This is a genomic window from Helicobacter sp. 23-1045 (assembly GCF_053654655.1).
Genome location: NZ_JBSIUR010000020.1, coordinates 1 through 14,886, shown reverse-complemented (window position 1 = coordinate 14,886; position 14,886 = coordinate 1). Strand labels below are relative to the sequence as shown.

Here is a 14,886-nt window from a genome sequence, read left to right as displayed (position 1 = left end):
AGGCATTTCGCAGAATCTGCCGCTTTCGACCTACACGCCACCGCAGGATTATCGCTTCTTTACTTTCGCAAATGGCGAGATTTTCATACAATTTGATTATGGCAAATATTGGTATTTTTATGATAAAAATTGGCGTTTTTGTGACTTTACCTACAAAATTCCCTTGCTAAATGACGCCATTACAAAACCGCGTAATTTTGCGCTAATGAAGGCGGTGGCGCGCAGTTTGGCGCGGAATTTTACACGCGTAGATTTGTATGAAGTGGATGGAAAATTATTTGTGGGCGAACTCACTTGGACGCCAAATGGCGGGACAATCAAGTGGAATCCAAAAAGTTGGGATAAAAAATTGGGCGAGTTTTGGCAATAAATGCCCAATTTTCGCAGAATCTAGTGTAAAATTGCGCTAAATTTAACAACAGGCGCGCAAAATGATACTTTTTGACAATCGCACGGATTTTGAAATAAATAGCGAGATTTTGGATTTGCTTAAATCTATCGCACAAAGCGTAACAAATGGCGATATTGAGCTACTTTTGGTAAGCGATGATGAGATTCGCGGCTTAAATGCGGAGTTTTTGGGGCGCGATTATGCAACTGATGTGCTGTCTTTTCCATTAGATTTAAAGGGGGCAGATTCTGCGAATTTACCACTTGGAAGCATTGCAATCTCGCTTCACAGCGCAGAATCTAGCGCAGTTTCGCACAAGCACTCGCTCCAAACCGAACTAGCGATTTTATTCACTCACGGGCTTTTGCACCTTTTGGGATATAACCACGAGTGCGATGATGGCGAGCACCGCGCGAAGGAAAATGAGATTTTGCAAAAATTTGGGATAACCTCGCTAATTGAGCGAAATGCGTAAAATTCGCAGAATCTAACAAAAAAACGCCCCACGCAGAAGTATTTTGGATGAGAAATCGGGGTTGCGCAGTTGTGAGCGAGGCGATAGAACTAATGGTTCATCAACGAAGCGAACAACTAGTCTCCCCGATTTATCGCCAAAAGACAATGCGTTATAGTAGTTTTTGTGCGATTCGCACGGCATTTGTCGCCGCTCCCACGCGAATCTGGTCTGCCACGCAAAATAAATGCAATATTTTCTTATCAAAGCAATCCACGCGAATCCGCCCCACAAAAGTGCTGTCCGTATTTGACGCCACAATCGGCATAGGATATTTTAGATTTTTCACATCATCAATCACCTTGATATTTTCAGCGTTTTCAAGCACCGCTCGCGCCTCATCTGCGCTAATTTCGCGTTCAAGCGTGATAGTAATCGCCTCGCTATGAGAGCGCGACACAGGCACTCTCACGCAAGTCGCACTCACCGCAAAGTCGCTGTGCATTATCTTTTGGGTTTCTTTTATCATTTTGACTTCCTCTTTGGTATAGTCATTTTCCAAAAAAATATCAATGTGCGGAAATAGATTAAACGCAATGCTGTAAGGAAAAACGCTACTTTTATGCTCCGCATTTTTGCCATCAATCTGCTCTTTTGTCTCGCGCAACAACGCCTCCATACCCTTTTTACCCGCGCCACTTACAGCTTGATAAGTCGCTACATCAACGCGCCTTATGCCAAAAGCCTTATGCAAAGGTGCTAAAACCTGCACCATTTGGATAGTTGAGCAGTTTGGATTTGCGATAATGCCCTTGTGCGTGAAAATATCATCGCTATTGACTTCGGGGACGACTAGCGGGACATCATCTTGCATTCTAAAAAAGCTCGTATTGTCGATGACAATGGCATTTGCATTGACTGCGCTTTGTGCAAATCGCTCACTCACGCTTCCACCTGCGGAAAAAAATGCGATTTCTACGCCCTCTTTTGCGAAAACCTCATCGGTGCATTCTTGTATCGTGTAGTCTTTGCCCCTAAATCGCATAGTTTTCCCCGCACTTCGCGAACTTGCTAGGGGGACTAATTTTTTCACAGGGAAATTTTGCTCTTCTAAAACTTTTGCGATTTCTTCGCCTACTGCGCCACTTGCGCCGACAATGCCTATTGTGTATTCTTTCATTTTGAAACCTTTTCAAAAGTGGCAAATTCGTCTTGTGGCGATAAATCGTGGAGACTTGTTATTCGCTTCGTCAATGAACCATTAGTTCTATTTTCTCGCTCACAACTTCGCAACCCCGATTTTTCGCTCACAATACTAGAATTTGCTTTTAATAATTAAGGTTGCGATTGTAGCATATTTTATTTTAAGATTTAGAAATTTGATTTAAGTTAGTGGATTTTGTGGCTCCGGATGCAGGATTCGAACCTGCGACCAAGTGGTTAACAGCCACCTACTCTACCGCTGAGCTAATCCGGAATGAATTAAAAAAGCGCAATTATATCTAAATTTTTTTAAAAGTCAATGATTATTCGCAGAATCTAGGGCGAGATTCTACGATTTTGGATTCTACGATTTTGCGTGAGATTCTGCGAAATTGGTGCAAATCGCAGAATCTGTATTGCTCTCCGTCATTGCGAGATTCTGCGAAGCAGAATCGTGGCAATCTATTTTGTCATTCTCGCGCGAAGTCGAAGCACGAAGCGAAGAATCTCTTTTTAGATTCTGCGAATTTGTGGCAGATTCTGCGATTTTCGCGTGAAACGCAGAATCTAATTTGCTATTTCCCGTCATTGCGAGATTTTGCGTAGCAAAATCGTGGCAATCCATTTTATTTTTTTTGGATTGCTTCGTTGTATTCGCTACGCTCACACTGCCTCGCAACGACGAAGTGGGGGCAGATTCTGCGTTTTCGCACTAAATTAGATTCTGCGATTTTCGCCCTAGATTCTGCGAATTTCTTGCACCATTCACAATTTTCTCAAAACTTATACCCCACTTTTACATCGCCTTTTGCGCCGTAATTTGCCCCAGTGTCTGCCATAAGCGCGATACCATATTGCAAATAAAGCGCGTTTGTGAGCTTGTGCGAACCTATCATATTTAGCTCAAAGCTAAGTCTAGGCGCACTCTCCACGCTATACCCGATGAAATTTTTCGCGCCTTTTAGCGTGACGCCGACCACGCCACCGCTCATCGCGAGATTATCTTTTAGCGCGAGTTGAACGCTGTAAAAGCTCTCACTCATCACCGCATTATACTCCACACCCGCGCCGTAGGCAAATGTCGTGCTGTGATATGCGCCTTGCTCGTATTGTGCGCTACTCCACGCGCCATTATAGTTGTATCCAAAGGACAGCAGGGCGATTGGTTTGAGTGCGTGGGTGATTTTTTCGCTATCGCTAATGATAAAATTATATTTATACTGCGCTGTGATATTTGCGCCAAGTGCGGTAGATTCTGCGTTTTGCGCGGTGCTAAAAGACTTTTTCACATCGCTAAATGAAAAGTTCAAACTCCCTAAAATCTCGTGCCCGCCGTAGCTCCCGCCCCGCACATCAAAAATTGAGTGTAGATAAATCCCCGCATTGTAAAATGTCGCAGAGTCGCTCCCACTCTCGCTCCCTGCCTTATATCCGCCCACGCCAAGCATCGCACCCACCATCACATCGGCATTTTCAGCATTGATAATCCTATCATACCCCACATTTGTCGCGCCAAATCCCATTTTCGTGCCACCGCCGAAATATCCGCCACCCACACTCGCCCACGCGCTATTTGGCAAATTAGATTCAGCATTTTTAGATTCAGCATTTTGCCTAAATGACGGCATCGCATCGCTTGCAACCGCGCTATTTTGCAATTTTTGTAGGCGATAGAGTGTGTCGCTTTGCGCGAAATAGAGCGGTTTCTTGCGTTGCGCGAGATTTAGGCGCACTTGCGAAATGCGCGTGTTTATCGTTTGCTCGTTTGAAAAGAGTAGATTTCGCGTTTGCAGGGTTTTATTGCCCTGCGCGATTTCATTTAGCGCAGAATCTATGCTTTGAAGTCTCGCATTTAGCGCGGTATAATCATCGGTATTTGCGGAGAGTTCGATTGCGCTATCGTTTGGATTTGCCGATGTGAGCGCTTGTAGCACCGCGCTGTATTTGCCTTCGATTTGTTGCACCAACTCGCTAAAAGATTTTGGGTCATCTTGCGTAAATTTGATTTTCAAGTCCTTGCCATCGAAGATTTTGCCCGTTACAAAGAGTTTTTCGCTACCGCTAAAATTAAAGTCGATGATTTTATTTGCGCGATTATCGCTAATCCCGCCACTACTTATTAGCGTATAATATTGCCCTAGCGTCACGCTGTCTTTTGTTACGCTTGAATCAAATGTGACTTTTATGGTGGAATCTGCGCCGAGCGTGAGATTTTTACCGCTAAATTTTAGGGATTCAAACTTATTGTCATTCTGAGCCGAAGGCGAAGAATCTCTTGCGCCTTGCGTGGTTGCAATGAGATTTTTCGCTTCGCTCGTTCGCAATGACGGAGTGGCGGTTGTTTTGCCGACATTTGAGAGCTCTAATGCCCAATTTATCGTAGAATTTGCGCTAATGCTTTTCGCACCGCTCCCATTACTCGCATATTTTGCATTTTGAAATTGGATTTTGCCATCGCCACCATTGCTAGAAAATGCCGTTTTATTGCCAAAGTCCCATTCATTTATTATCGCCACGCTCCCGCCACTAACTTCGATTTTGGCGAGTTTATCCGCATTTTTCGTTGAATCATTAAAATTCAGCGTTAGATTGCCACTCTCTACTTTTAGATTGCTAACTTCTAATTTTGAAGTGCTATCCATCGTCACAATGCTCGTATCCGCGCTAAACTTCAAATCGCCACTTTTTTTCACAATGCTTGAATTTTTTAGCGTGATTTTCTTGCCGATGAGTTTATCGCCTGTGAGATTCGTAGTGCCACCGCTGAAAATAAACTCATCTACATTCGCCGTTGCGCTGTTATCATTTGTCAAAGTTAGAGTGCCGACATTATTTGCGGTGATTTTCTCTGCCGTTAAATTCGCACTGCCTTTGAGCGAAATGCTACTATGTGTGGCGTCCAAATTGATATTTTTTGCGATGAGACTCGCGCTACCTTGCAAATCCACACTTGCGGTGATTGAATCAAGCGCGGTTGTGATAATGCTTGAATCTTTTGCCGTGATTTTACCGCTGAAAGTCGCATTTGTGTTTTTGGCAGATTCTGCGCTTTGGATTGCCACGCTCGCTTCGCTCGCTCGCAATGACGAAGCATTTTCAATCAATCCTAGCGTTACTTTACTCCCGCCTTGCGCGTTTAAATCAAATTTCTTTTCGCCGTCTAAATAAATATTTAATTTTGAATCCGTGCCTTTTACTTCGATATTTGCATTTTTGCCACTTTCGCCCGTTAATTTCGCTTCTTTATCTAAAATAAGTTTTGCATCTTTTACGCTATCAAACTCAATGCTTTTTGCGCTAATCTCGCTTTTGCCACGCAACTCGATTTTTGCTGAATCTAAACTTGTCGCGGTGATTTTCTCGCCCACATTTAGTTTTGTGAAATTCTCGCCCGTGTTGCCTTGCAAATAAATGCTGTTTTTTTGCGTAGATTCTGCACCGCTTTTGCCTTTTGTAGCACCGCTTGTGCCAAGCGAAACACTTTTTAGCGAAAAGTTCGACTCTTCAAATAGCGAAATATTCGCGGTTACTTCTTTTGTGGTGTCATTCACACTTGATTTTGTCGCCCAAATATCATAATTTGTCGCTTTGATATTCGCTGAATCTAATTGCGATAAAGTTAAATCGCTCGTATTTTCAAACCACACTCGCTCGGTAACTTTGAGTTTTGGATTGTTATTGCCGTTGCTAAAAATCGTGCTTAAATTTGCATTGCTTATGTTATCTAATTTTAGCGTTTTAATTTTCGCACTTGCCCCATTCGACAATTTTATCGTGCTTTTGTCATTTATCGTCAAATAATCCGCTTCTAATTTCGCTGAATCTTTTAAATCCAAACTTGCATTAAAATCAAGGATTTTCGATTGAATCGCTCCGCCATTTGCGGTGATTTTGCCTTTGTAGGTTATGCTATCATCTGCGCCTTTGAGTGCTTCGCCATCCAAATTGCCACTCTCTACCACTTGATAATAAGAAAATCCACTGCCTGTGATATTTGCGCCGTCTTTGTTATCGATAAAGTGCGTCACATTCGAACCAAATGTGATTTTAGAATTATTACTCGCCGTGATATCTGATTCAAGCGTGGCATTTCGCCCAAGCGTAAGATTTGAGTTATCTAGCACAATGCCATCCGTGCCAAATTTAAAGGTGCGATTATCCCAATCGGGCTGATTCAAAGTCGATGGTTTGCTTAAATCCATATAATCGGGCATTGGTTTTTGTGTGCCTTTTTCGGCATTTTCGATGAGTGTGCGGAGATTTTCATCGCTTACAATCGCGTGGGCGGTGGCGTGCCCTTGAAGTGCGATATTTGCGTTTGTGGCGGTTAGTTTGCCACTTGTATTTATATTACCATCAAAAATCAAATGCGCTTCGTGGGCGCTTGTGGTAGAGCGAGATTGCAAAGCAACGCTATTTATTGCGGAGGTTGAATCGCTTTGTCCCCCCTCCCTTGCGGAGATTGAATCAATTTGTCCCCCCTCCCTTGCGGAGGCTGAATCCAAAAATCCCCCCTCCCTTGCGGAGGTTGAATCGCTTTGTCCCCCCTCCCTTGCGGAGGGGGCTAGGGGGTGGGTAGATTCGCTATTTGAAAATTGTGCGCTACTAATATTTTGCGCGTTAAACCCACCCCCTAAATCCCCCTCCGCAAGGGAGGGGGAGAGTTTTAAAGAATCACCACTCGCAAGGGAGGGGGAGAGAATAGAAGCACCACTTGCAAAGGTGGGGGAGAATGTAGATTTGTCACTTACATTTCGCTTACTTTGCGTTTGTGTTTGCGTTTGCGCTGTGCGATTGCCTGTGTAAGAAATGTCGATATTTGCTGGATTCAACCCACCCCCTTTGTCCCCCTCCGCAAGGGAGGGAGATTTAGTTGATTTACCACTCGCAAGGGATGGGGATACTTCGCCGATACTTGCGTGGATTATGGTGTTTGCCTTTGTGCTATCTTTTTTACCATTTTCGCTTTTTTGCGCTTCATCGCTAGTTTCTTTATACCCATAGCCCTCAATCGTCAAAGTCGCATTGCCTTTTGAATTCGTAATCACCGCATTTTTATCATTTGCGGCAATCGTATTTAGCACAAGATTATTGCCACCTAAATCGAGCGTCCCCCCACCCGTGCCAAAGTAAAATCCCATATCATCATTTTTATCTTGCTTTAAAGTGAAAGTTTGCGTGGCACTCGCACTTCGCCCCTTTTGCGCTGAATCTACGCTAGATTCTGCGCCAAGTGCTAGCATATTTTTGACTTCTAAACTGCCTCGTCCGCTAGTGATATAAATGCCCTTAAATGCCTTGCCATCGCCATCTAGCACGACTTTGCCCTCGCCGATTTTTAGTCCGCCATCGCTTTTGCTTTTTACCACAAGGTCGCCCTTGCCTATTTTGTGGAGATTATCGCCACTTTGCGTGGTTAAGTGCCACTCGACAGAGTTATTTTCGCCTATGTCTAATCCTGAACCTTTGAATGAGTAGGTTTGCCCATTTTTGTTTGTGAATTTATACGAAGTCGCACTCGCAGAATCTGCAAAGACAAATCCACCTGAATTGCCGCTTATTGTTCTATCGATATCTTTTTCTGCTTCAATCGTGCCCCCACCGCTGAAAATAATATCTTTGTGGCGTCCTAGCGTATGATTTTGATTTGGCGTATCGCCCCGCCTATCATATTTTAAATTATCACCATTTAATTTCCAAATATCTTGCTCGGATATTTTTAGATTGATTGGTTGTTCAAATTTCTTTTGATAATCTTGCAAATCTTGCTTTGAAACAAATGATACTTCTGCATTATTTTCTGCTCTACTAGGCTCACCATCTTTCATTGTAGCCCGTGAAGTCACGCCTACCAAAACCCACTTTTGATTTGTCGAATCATAGGCATAAAGTCCGCTCCCGCTATCGCCTGTTGTGATTCGATTGTTGAAATTTTCATCGCCATTTACATTGTAACTTAAAGTAATGCCTTCTACATTTCTATATGCGTATCCTTCTACTAAACCATAATATACTCCATAATTGCCCTTTTCGCTCAAAGGGATATATCCAAATCCACCGCCTTTCATAGAACCATCATTAGGCAAATCTTGACTTCTTATAGGATTTTTACTATCTCGCAATGCCATAGTCCCGCTACCTGCTTGATAAATATAAACTTTATTGCTAGTGTTGTCTGCTAATTTGCCTATGATTTCGTTGAATGCTTTTTGGTTTGTTTCTTCTTTTTTGGTTAATTCTTTTTCTTTTTCTTTGTATTTATCTTTGTCTATACTATTTTCAATATTTAGCATTTCTATTTGTCCCTCGACAATATATTTATTGAATCGTGCAAATTTCTCATCTCGCCCATAAGGTAGCGAAATGCTATCGGGCAAATCTGCTTGATAGTCCAAATCCTCTTTTGCAAGAGTGTAGTTTGTAAGTCCAAATGTGCGAGTGGTAGAATCGCCTGCAAAATTGCTCACGTGATTTGCCGTAACCACAAATCCGCGCCCTATGCTTGTAATCGAGCCGTAGTTACTTGACGCATAAAAATTTGGCACATTTGGGATTGTGAGTGTTGCGCCATTTTTGCCTGTGATTTCTACTTTGCCATTTGCTTCTTTGAAAACGCCCTTATTTTGCCCAAAATCCAAATAATCGCGGTAGTAAAAATTGCTAATATTTATGCTCTGTGCGTTTAGCGTGGTGCAAAATAGCGCGATTAAGGCGAATCTACGAAGCATAAATGGACGCAAAATTTTAGGCAAAGCAAACCCGCGCAAACTAAATTCGCGCAAATTTAACCCGCGCAAACTCAATTCACGCAAATTTAACCCGCGCAACTCGTGCAAAATGCGTAAAATCAAATTGGGGGGGGGCAAAATACACATTTTCAACCTCTTTTCAACCTTGCTAAATTTCTTGCACTCTATAATTTTGTGACGAAGTGTAACATAAAAATTTAATAAAAATTATTAACAAGAAGTAGATTCTGCGAAAAACACGCTAGATTCTGCGAATTGCCATCATTTCGTCTTTGCGGGGGGGGGGGAGCGAAGCAATCTATGAATTTTGATTAGATTGCCACGACTTGCAAGCAAGTCTCGTAATGACAATTTAAAGGCAGATTCTGCGAATTTATAATTTTTAGATTCTGCGAAAAACACGCGATGCGAAAAAAATATTAGATTCTGCGAAAAACACGCTAGATTCTGCGAATTTACCCCTAAAATAGCGCAGAATCTAACTCTTTGATTTTAAAACTTCGCCTATGCACCGCGCTAAATCCGTGCGCTTTTATCGTTTCAATATGCTCTTTTGTCCCATAGCCTTTGTGCGCTTCAAAGCCCCACTGCGGGTAGATTTTGTGTAATTCATCGCATTCTTTGTCTTTCAAAGATTTTGCGATGATACTTGCAAGTGAGATTTGTGGAATCTTGCTATCGCCCTTGATGGCGCACTCTACGCCCTTTACTCCAAAGCTCGTATTGCCATCAAAGATATATTTTTGTGCGGGGAGATTTGCCATTATTTGCGTCAAAGCATTTGCGATACATTTGCTAATGCCCTTCTCATCGATAGATTTCGCGCTAAACTTCGCCACAAAATGCGGGATTTGCCACGATAATGCGATTTTATAAATCTCATCTCTTTTTTTGCGGACAATCTTTTTGCTGTCATTTAGTCCCGCAATTTCGCGCAAAATCGCTTCATCGCACACCACGCCACACACAAACAAACTCCCAGCAATGCACCCACGCCCCGCTTCATCAATCCCGCAAATCTCCATAAAAAATGCCTTGAAAAAAATTTTGCGCTATGATATAATTCCGCGCTTTAAATTTCAAATGCGGAGTATAGCGCAGCCTGATTAGCGCGCACCCTTGGGGTGGGTGAGGTCGTGGGTTTGAATCCCGCTACTCCGACCATTTTAAAGCAATTTTTGCTATTCTCAAAATCTTTCATATTTTTGTGAAATAACTTTAAAATTAGTCTTAATTAGTCTTTATGTGGAACTAAATCGCGCAAGATTCTGCGATATTTGGATTTTTTTATTAGATTCTGCGAAAAGCAGAAAATCGCAGAATCTTGCACGAAAATCACACGAAAATCGCAGAATCTTAATTCGCAGAATCTATAAATTATCCTACATTTTTTTCGCGCTCATCGCATATTTTTCGCCTAATTCATAAGCCTTTTTATTCACTTCTGCCACTTTTGCGGGGACTTTGCTTAGCATCGTTTCATAAACTATATCGCGATTCACGCACTTTGTGAGCGCAACAGTGATTGCCAAAGCCACGACAGATTGCGTAACTTGATTGCCCACTTCGTCCTTTGCAATGCTAATGATTGGGATTGAGTAGATTTGATATTTTTGCAAATCCTCATCGCTTGGGCGCACAAGGTTTGATTCGACTACGACAATCGCGCCGTCTTTTAAATCGACTTTGAATTGATTGTAGCTAATCTGCGCGGTTGAGAGCATAAAGTCGATTTTTTGCGCGTAGGGGTAGAGAATCTCATCATTGTCTAGCAAAATATCCACCTTTGTGGGACCGCCGCGCACTTGGCTTGTGTAGGTGGCGGCTTTCACGCCAAAGCCTTTGTCTTTGATTTTTGCCTCTGCCAAAATCTCCCCTGCCAAAAGGACGCCCTGTCCGCCCACGCCTGTGAATCGAAGCTGTGTCATTTCGCACCTCCCGCTTTTGCTTTTGCCTTTGCAACGACTTTGCCAAAATACGCCTCGCAGTATTCCTCTTTGCTATTGTCCTCTTTTAAAATGCCCGTTACAAATTTATCCTCGCGCTCAGATTCGGGCAATTCATCGTATTTTGCCTTGCTAATTAGGCGCGAATCTATCCAATTTAGCATATCAATCGCTTCGCCCATTTTATTTTTGCGTCCCAAATTCACGTGGCAGTTGCTATGAATGTCAAAAAAGCTAAAACCTTTATGCTTAAATCCAGCCACAAGCAACTTCTCCAAATTTTGCGGTTTGGTTACGCTACCACGCGCCACAAAACTAGCCCCCGCTGCGTCTGCAAGTTTGCACGGGTCAAACGAATAATCAATATTGCCATATTGCGCCGTTACCGTCCAAAAATCGCGTGGCGTTGTGGGCGAAGTCTGTGAGTTTGTAAGCCCATAGATAAAGTTATTTACCAAAATGTATTTTATGTCAATATTGCGCCTACACGCGTGAATCGTGTGATTTCCACCGATTGCCATACCATCGCCATCGCCTGAGATTACGATAATGTGCTTTTTTGGATTTGTCAGCTTTATGCCTGTGGCATACGCCAAAGTCCGCCCGTGTGTCGTATGCACGGTGTTGCAGTTAAGGTAAGATGAAAATCGCCCACTGCAACCAATCCCACTTACCACACAAACATCATTCATATCCCAGCCCACGCTCTCAATAGCGCGAATCACCGTTTTTAAAATCACGCCATCGCCACAGCCCCAGCACCAAAGCGTGGGCATTTTGTCCATTCGTAAATATGTATCGTAATTGTATGCCATCATAGCCCCCTTACTTTTTGTATGATTTCATTTGGAGAGATTGCTCTGCCATTTGCCTTGCCAAAAAATTCGATGTCCTTTTTCATTACGCGCTCGATTTCTCTCACATACTGCCCTAAATTTAGCTCTACGACTAGGATTTTGTCAAATCGCTTTGCTAATTCTTTGAGTTTGGATTCAGGTGAGGGCCAAATCGTTTTTGGGCGAAAAAGCCCGACTTTTAGCCCATTTTTGCGCATTTCGTTGATTGCATCTTTTGCTGAAAGCGATACAGAACCATAAGCGATGATTAAAATCTCCGCGTCATCTACCAAATATTCTTCAAAATCGATGATTTTAGATTCGTGTGCGGTGATTTTGTTGAAAAGTCGCTTTAATAGCTCATCGCTTAATTTTTCATCCTCCGTTGGGAAGCCCGTATAGCCGTGCGTAAGCCCTGTAATGTGATATTTATATCCGCTAAAAAATGGATTTAAAATCGCAGGTTCATCGCTACCGACTTTGTAGGGCTGATAATCCTTTGCATCGCCACTAAATTTTGCGCGATTTTTAATGCTTTTTTGCACTTCGCTAAGCTCTGGCAAAACCGCCTTGCCGTGCATATGCCCCAAAGTCTCATCAAGCAAAATAAACACAGGCGTCATAAACTCTTCTGCCAAATTAAAAGCGCGAACGGTCTCCGTATAAGCCTCGCTCAAATTGCCCGGACAAAGCGCGATAGATTGAAAATCGCCGTGTGAAGGGGCTTTTGCTTGATTTATATCACCTTGTGCTACGCGTGTAGGCAATCCCGTTGATGGACCGCCACGCATTACATTCACAATCACTAGCGGGATTTCCGCCATAAACGCATAGCCGATTTGTTCTGCTTTTAGTGAAATGCCCGGACCTGAACTTGCCGTAAGCGATTTCGCGCCTCCCATAGACGCGCCTATTGCAACGGAGATTCCGCCGATTTCGTCCTCCATTTGTATAAAAACGCCGTCATTTTTTGGTAGCAAAACGCTCATACTATGCGCGATTTCGCTAGATGGCGTGATAGGATAGCCTCCAAAAAACCTGCACCCCGCGTCAATCGCGGCAAATGCTGCCAATTCATTCCCTTCTGAAATTATTTCTCTCATTATTTCTCCCTTATGCTAACGCCATATATCGATTTGCTTTGATTTTTGCCGCCATCTCTTTTGCCTCAGGTGTGATTTTTGCGAATTTAAAATCCGCCCTATCTGCCACGTGAATCGCAAAATCAGGGCAAGACAACTCACACGAATTGCACCCAATGCAACTTTGCGGATTTATCACGCTAATGATTTTGCCTTGAATCGAATTTACCTCCACGCGCATAGCAAGTGTCCCGCTCGGGCAGACTTCTACGCAAATGTCGCAGGATTTGCAACGATTATAATCCACCCAAACAGGCACATCTTTTGGCGATTCCAACTTTCCCATTTATCTCTCCTTTAAATTTTAATGAAACCAAATTGTAAGACGGCAATGATAATTTAGCATTTAAATACGCTAATTTTTCGCAGAAATTATTTCAAATGTAACTTTTTTACAAGATTCGCAGAATCTGAAATTTTACGAAGCGAGATTCTGCGATTTTATTAAAGATTCTGCGAAATGTAAATTTTGGCGTAGATTCTGCGAAATGTGCTTGAATCGCAGAATCTAATGCAAAATTTTCGCAGAATCTAGCACGAAATTCGCAGAATCTAGCGTTTTTGCGCCTCCCATCGTTTCAATTCCGCAAAAAGCGGTTTTATATCGTAATTGCGGACTTTCCGCTCAAACGCACTCAAATACGCCTCCACATTTTGCGGTGTTAAAATATGCGCGCCATTTTGCATCGCATCTAGCGCAATGCTATTTAGCGGAGTGCCTATGCGGTAGTGCCCTTGGTCGGTGTAGTTTCGCACATCATCTGTGAGTGGCAAATCATCAAATCCATAAATTTTCATATTTGGCAATTTCTGCGATTCATTTACCATCCAGCGCAGAATCTGCCCCCATTTATCAAAATGCTCTTTTGGATTTGGCACATATCCATCATCGATACGCACGCGATAGTAAAATGTGCTATACGCCGAGATTGCGAGGTGAAACTCCGTGTGCGGATTTGCGCGCACGAAGTCCAAAATGTATTTATTTATTAGATTCTGCGAATTTTTAATGCTTCCCTTAAATGCTTTTGGTTGCCACTTCTCATCTGCCTTGCGTAAAAATTTAATCACCCTTTCATTTTGACACCAATTTAGAAATCCCGCATCTTTGGCGCAAGTCTGCATATAGGCACTTGGGATTTGTTGCATTTCTTTGTGACCCACGCACTCAGGCGATTTGCTCCATTTGATGGCGCATTTTATAAATCTTTTATCGATATAAAATTGCATTTTTGGAGTGAAATTATCGCCATAAAGCTGCTCTTTTATCGCGCGTCCTCCCGCTTTATCTAGCACCATTGAGTGCGTGTCAAGCGAGTATAAAATGCGCTTTGGTTTTTTAGCGCGTAAGAGATACTCCAAAAGCACTGCCCGCTCCACAGGATGCGCCCCGCCCATCGAGAGATTTACCCATTTTCCGCCGAGTTTCGCCTCTGCCTCGCTAATTGAGGTGTTTTCTAACATCGAGCTCCCCACAATCGCGCTATCAAACTCCACATAATCAACTATCCCCCTTGCTTGAATACGCATATCGCCGTGAAAAGTCTGTGCGCGGAAAATGGGTTTATGAAACAACTGCAATGGGTCATAAACATAAAGCAAGGCGATTAGCGCAAGCATAGGAAGTGCCACGCAGGCAAAGATTGCCCCAAAGCAAAGGGAGTAAATTTTGTATTTCATCGCTTTACCCTTAAAATTGAAAATAAATAAATGGCGAATAGGTGTTTTTCAAAAGATTCTGCGCCAAGATATAAATGCTCGTGTAAAATAGCGCAAGAGTTAGCGCGAATCGCGCAAATACCGCGCCACATTTGAGATGAAATCGCCTACCATAGATTTTTAGCGAAAGCGAAATTCGCAGAATCTGCGCCGTGAAACTCTGCATTTTTTCAACGCTATTTCTGCACCACACGCAAATTAGAAGTGCGATGATAATCCACGCCACCATTTCATTTGCATTCACGATAAGTGCGCTAAAAGTGCTATGCCATTTTTGCGGTATCTCTTTTGTGTCAATCCCAAACATACCTTTGAGTAGATTTACCGCTCCACTTACATTCTCCGCACGAAAAAATACCCACGCGATATTCACAAAATTAAATGTGATAAACCACGCAAGGATTTTGTAGATTTTGCTTTGGGTGAGATTTGTGAATTTGGATTCA

At 42.8% G+C, this 14,886-nt stretch carries 12 protein-coding genes, 2 tRNA genes and 1 pseudogene; 3 read left to right on the top strand and 12 right to left on the bottom strand.

The window, feature by feature from the left end:
- Together ACWIUE_RS11540 and ybeY are read left to right on the top strand one after the other, a co-directional pair.
- Nucleotides 1–370, top strand: a 370-nt coding sequence (locus tag ACWIUE_RS11540; RefSeq protein WP_454136933.1) for an ATP-grasp fold amidoligase family protein, incomplete at its 5' end; no start/stop codon positions are given.
- A gap of 61 nt (nt 371–431) precedes the next feature.
- Nucleotides 432–866: an rRNA maturation RNase YbeY gene (gene ybeY, locus ACWIUE_RS11535; protein WP_454136932.1), complete on the top strand. Its 435-nt coding sequence runs from the start codon at nt 432–434 to the stop codon at nt 864–866.
- 151 nt (nt 867–1,017) lie between these two features.
- Here ybeY and ACWIUE_RS11530 read toward each other — a convergent pair whose 3' ends face one another.
- From ACWIUE_RS11530 to ACWIUE_RS11505, 6 genes are all read right to left on the bottom strand, one after another.
- Nucleotides 1,018–2,025 carry an aspartate-semialdehyde dehydrogenase gene (locus ACWIUE_RS11530; protein ID WP_454136931.1) on the bottom strand — a complete coding sequence of 336 codons (1,008 nt, stop codon included), beginning with the start codon at nt 2,023–2,025 and terminating at the stop codon, nt 1,018–1,020.
- On the bottom strand, nt 2,022–2,156 hold the full coding sequence (locus ACWIUE_RS11525) for a hypothetical protein (RefSeq protein ID WP_454136930.1): 135 nt from the start codon (nt 2,154–2,156) through the stop codon (nt 2,022–2,024). Before ACWIUE_RS11525 ends, ACWIUE_RS11530 begins: the two co-directional genes overlap by 4 nt.
- A gap of 91 nt (nt 2,157–2,247) precedes the next feature.
- Nucleotides 2,248–2,322 (bottom strand) — tRNA-Asn (locus ACWIUE_RS11520).
- Between the two features lie 90 nt (nt 2,323–2,412).
- The gene (locus tag ACWIUE_RS11515) at nt 2,413–2,715 is read right to left on the bottom strand and encodes a hypothetical protein (RefSeq protein ID WP_454136929.1); all 303 of its coding nucleotides are present in this window, start codon (nt 2,713–2,715) and stop codon (nt 2,413–2,415) included.
- A 109-nt stretch (nt 2,716–2,824) separates the two neighbouring features.
- Complete coding sequence (locus tag ACWIUE_RS11510) at nt 2,825–8,923, bottom strand: S6 family peptidase (protein WP_454136928.1); 6,099 nt, start codon at nt 8,921–8,923, stop codon at nt 2,825–2,827.
- 335 nt (nt 8,924–9,258) lie between these two features.
- Nucleotides 9,259–9,822 carry a ribonuclease HII gene (locus ACWIUE_RS11505; protein ID WP_454136927.1) on the bottom strand — a complete coding sequence of 188 codons (564 nt, stop codon included), beginning with the start codon at nt 9,820–9,822 and terminating at the stop codon, nt 9,259–9,261.
- Between the two features lie 61 nt (nt 9,823–9,883).
- Between ACWIUE_RS11505 and ACWIUE_RS11500 the strand changes: the two genes are divergently transcribed.
- Nucleotides 9,884–9,961, top strand: a tRNA-Pro gene (locus tag ACWIUE_RS11500).
- A gap of 218 nt (nt 9,962–10,179) precedes the next feature.
- Here the strand turns inward: ACWIUE_RS11500 and ACWIUE_RS11495 are convergent.
- The 6 genes and pseudogenes from ACWIUE_RS11495 to ACWIUE_RS11470 all read right to left on the bottom strand — a co-directional run.
- Nucleotides 10,180–10,725, bottom strand: a complete 546-nt coding sequence (locus ACWIUE_RS11495; protein ID WP_454136926.1) for a 2-oxoacid:acceptor oxidoreductase family protein — start codon at nt 10,723–10,725, stop codon at nt 10,180–10,182.
- The gene (locus ACWIUE_RS11490) at nt 10,722–11,558 is read right to left on the bottom strand and encodes a 2-oxoglutarate ferredoxin oxidoreductase subunit beta (RefSeq protein ID WP_454136925.1); all 837 of its coding nucleotides are present in this window, start codon (nt 11,556–11,558) and stop codon (nt 10,722–10,724) included. The genes ACWIUE_RS11495 and ACWIUE_RS11490 overlap by 4 nt, the downstream gene beginning before the upstream one ends.
- Entirely contained in the window at nt 11,558–12,682 is a 1,125-nt protein-coding gene (locus ACWIUE_RS11485) for a 2-oxoglutarate synthase subunit alpha (protein WP_454136924.1), read from the bottom strand. Before ACWIUE_RS11485 ends, ACWIUE_RS11490 begins: the two co-directional genes overlap by 1 nt.
- A gap of 10 nt (nt 12,683–12,692) precedes the next feature.
- On the bottom strand, nt 12,693–13,007 hold the full coding sequence (locus tag ACWIUE_RS11480; protein ID WP_454136922.1) for a 4Fe-4S binding protein: 315 nt from the start codon (nt 13,005–13,007) through the stop codon (nt 12,693–12,695).
- 266 nt (nt 13,008–13,273) lie between these two features.
- Nucleotides 13,274–14,401 carry a hypothetical protein gene (locus ACWIUE_RS11475; protein WP_454136921.1) on the bottom strand — a complete coding sequence of 376 codons (1,128 nt, stop codon included), beginning with the start codon at nt 14,399–14,401 and terminating at the stop codon, nt 13,274–13,276.
- Nucleotides 14,402–14,411: 10 nt separating this feature from the next.
- Nucleotides 14,412–14,886: pseudogene (locus ACWIUE_RS11470) on the bottom strand (hypothetical protein); the annotation flags it as partial.

Excerpts from the sequence above, each read along its gene's own strand:
- ACWIUE_RS11495 (WP_454136926.1), bottom strand. The coding sequence starts at position 10,725 with ATGACACAGCTTCGATTCACAGGCGTGGGCGGACAGGGCGTCCTTTTG.
- ACWIUE_RS11490 (WP_454136925.1), bottom strand. The coding sequence starts at position 11,558 with ATGGCATACAATTACGATACATATTTACGAATGGACAAAATGCCCACG.
- ACWIUE_RS11485 (WP_454136924.1), bottom strand. The coding sequence starts at position 12,682 with ATGAGAGAAATAATTTCAGAAGGGAATGAATTGGCAGCATTTGCCGCG.
- ACWIUE_RS11510 (WP_454136928.1), bottom strand. The coding sequence starts at position 8,923 with ATGTGTATTTTGCCCCCCCCCAATTTGATTTTACGCATTTTGCACGAG.
- ybeY (WP_454136932.1), top strand. The coding sequence starts at position 432 with ATGATACTTTTTGACAATCGCACGGATTTTGAAATAAATAGCGAGATT.
- ACWIUE_RS11530 (WP_454136931.1), bottom strand. The coding sequence starts at position 2,025 with ATGAAAGAATACACAATAGGCATTGTCGGCGCAAGTGGCGCAGTAGGC.
- ACWIUE_RS11505 (WP_454136927.1), bottom strand. The coding sequence starts at position 9,822 with ATGGAGATTTGCGGGATTGATGAAGCGGGGCGTGGGTGCATTGCTGGG.
- ACWIUE_RS11475 (WP_454136921.1), bottom strand. The coding sequence starts at position 14,401 with ATGAAATACAAAATTTACTCCCTTTGCTTTGGGGCAATCTTTGCCTGC.
- ACWIUE_RS11480 (WP_454136922.1), bottom strand. The coding sequence starts at position 13,007 with ATGGGAAAGTTGGAATCGCCAAAAGATGTGCCTGTTTGGGTGGATTAT.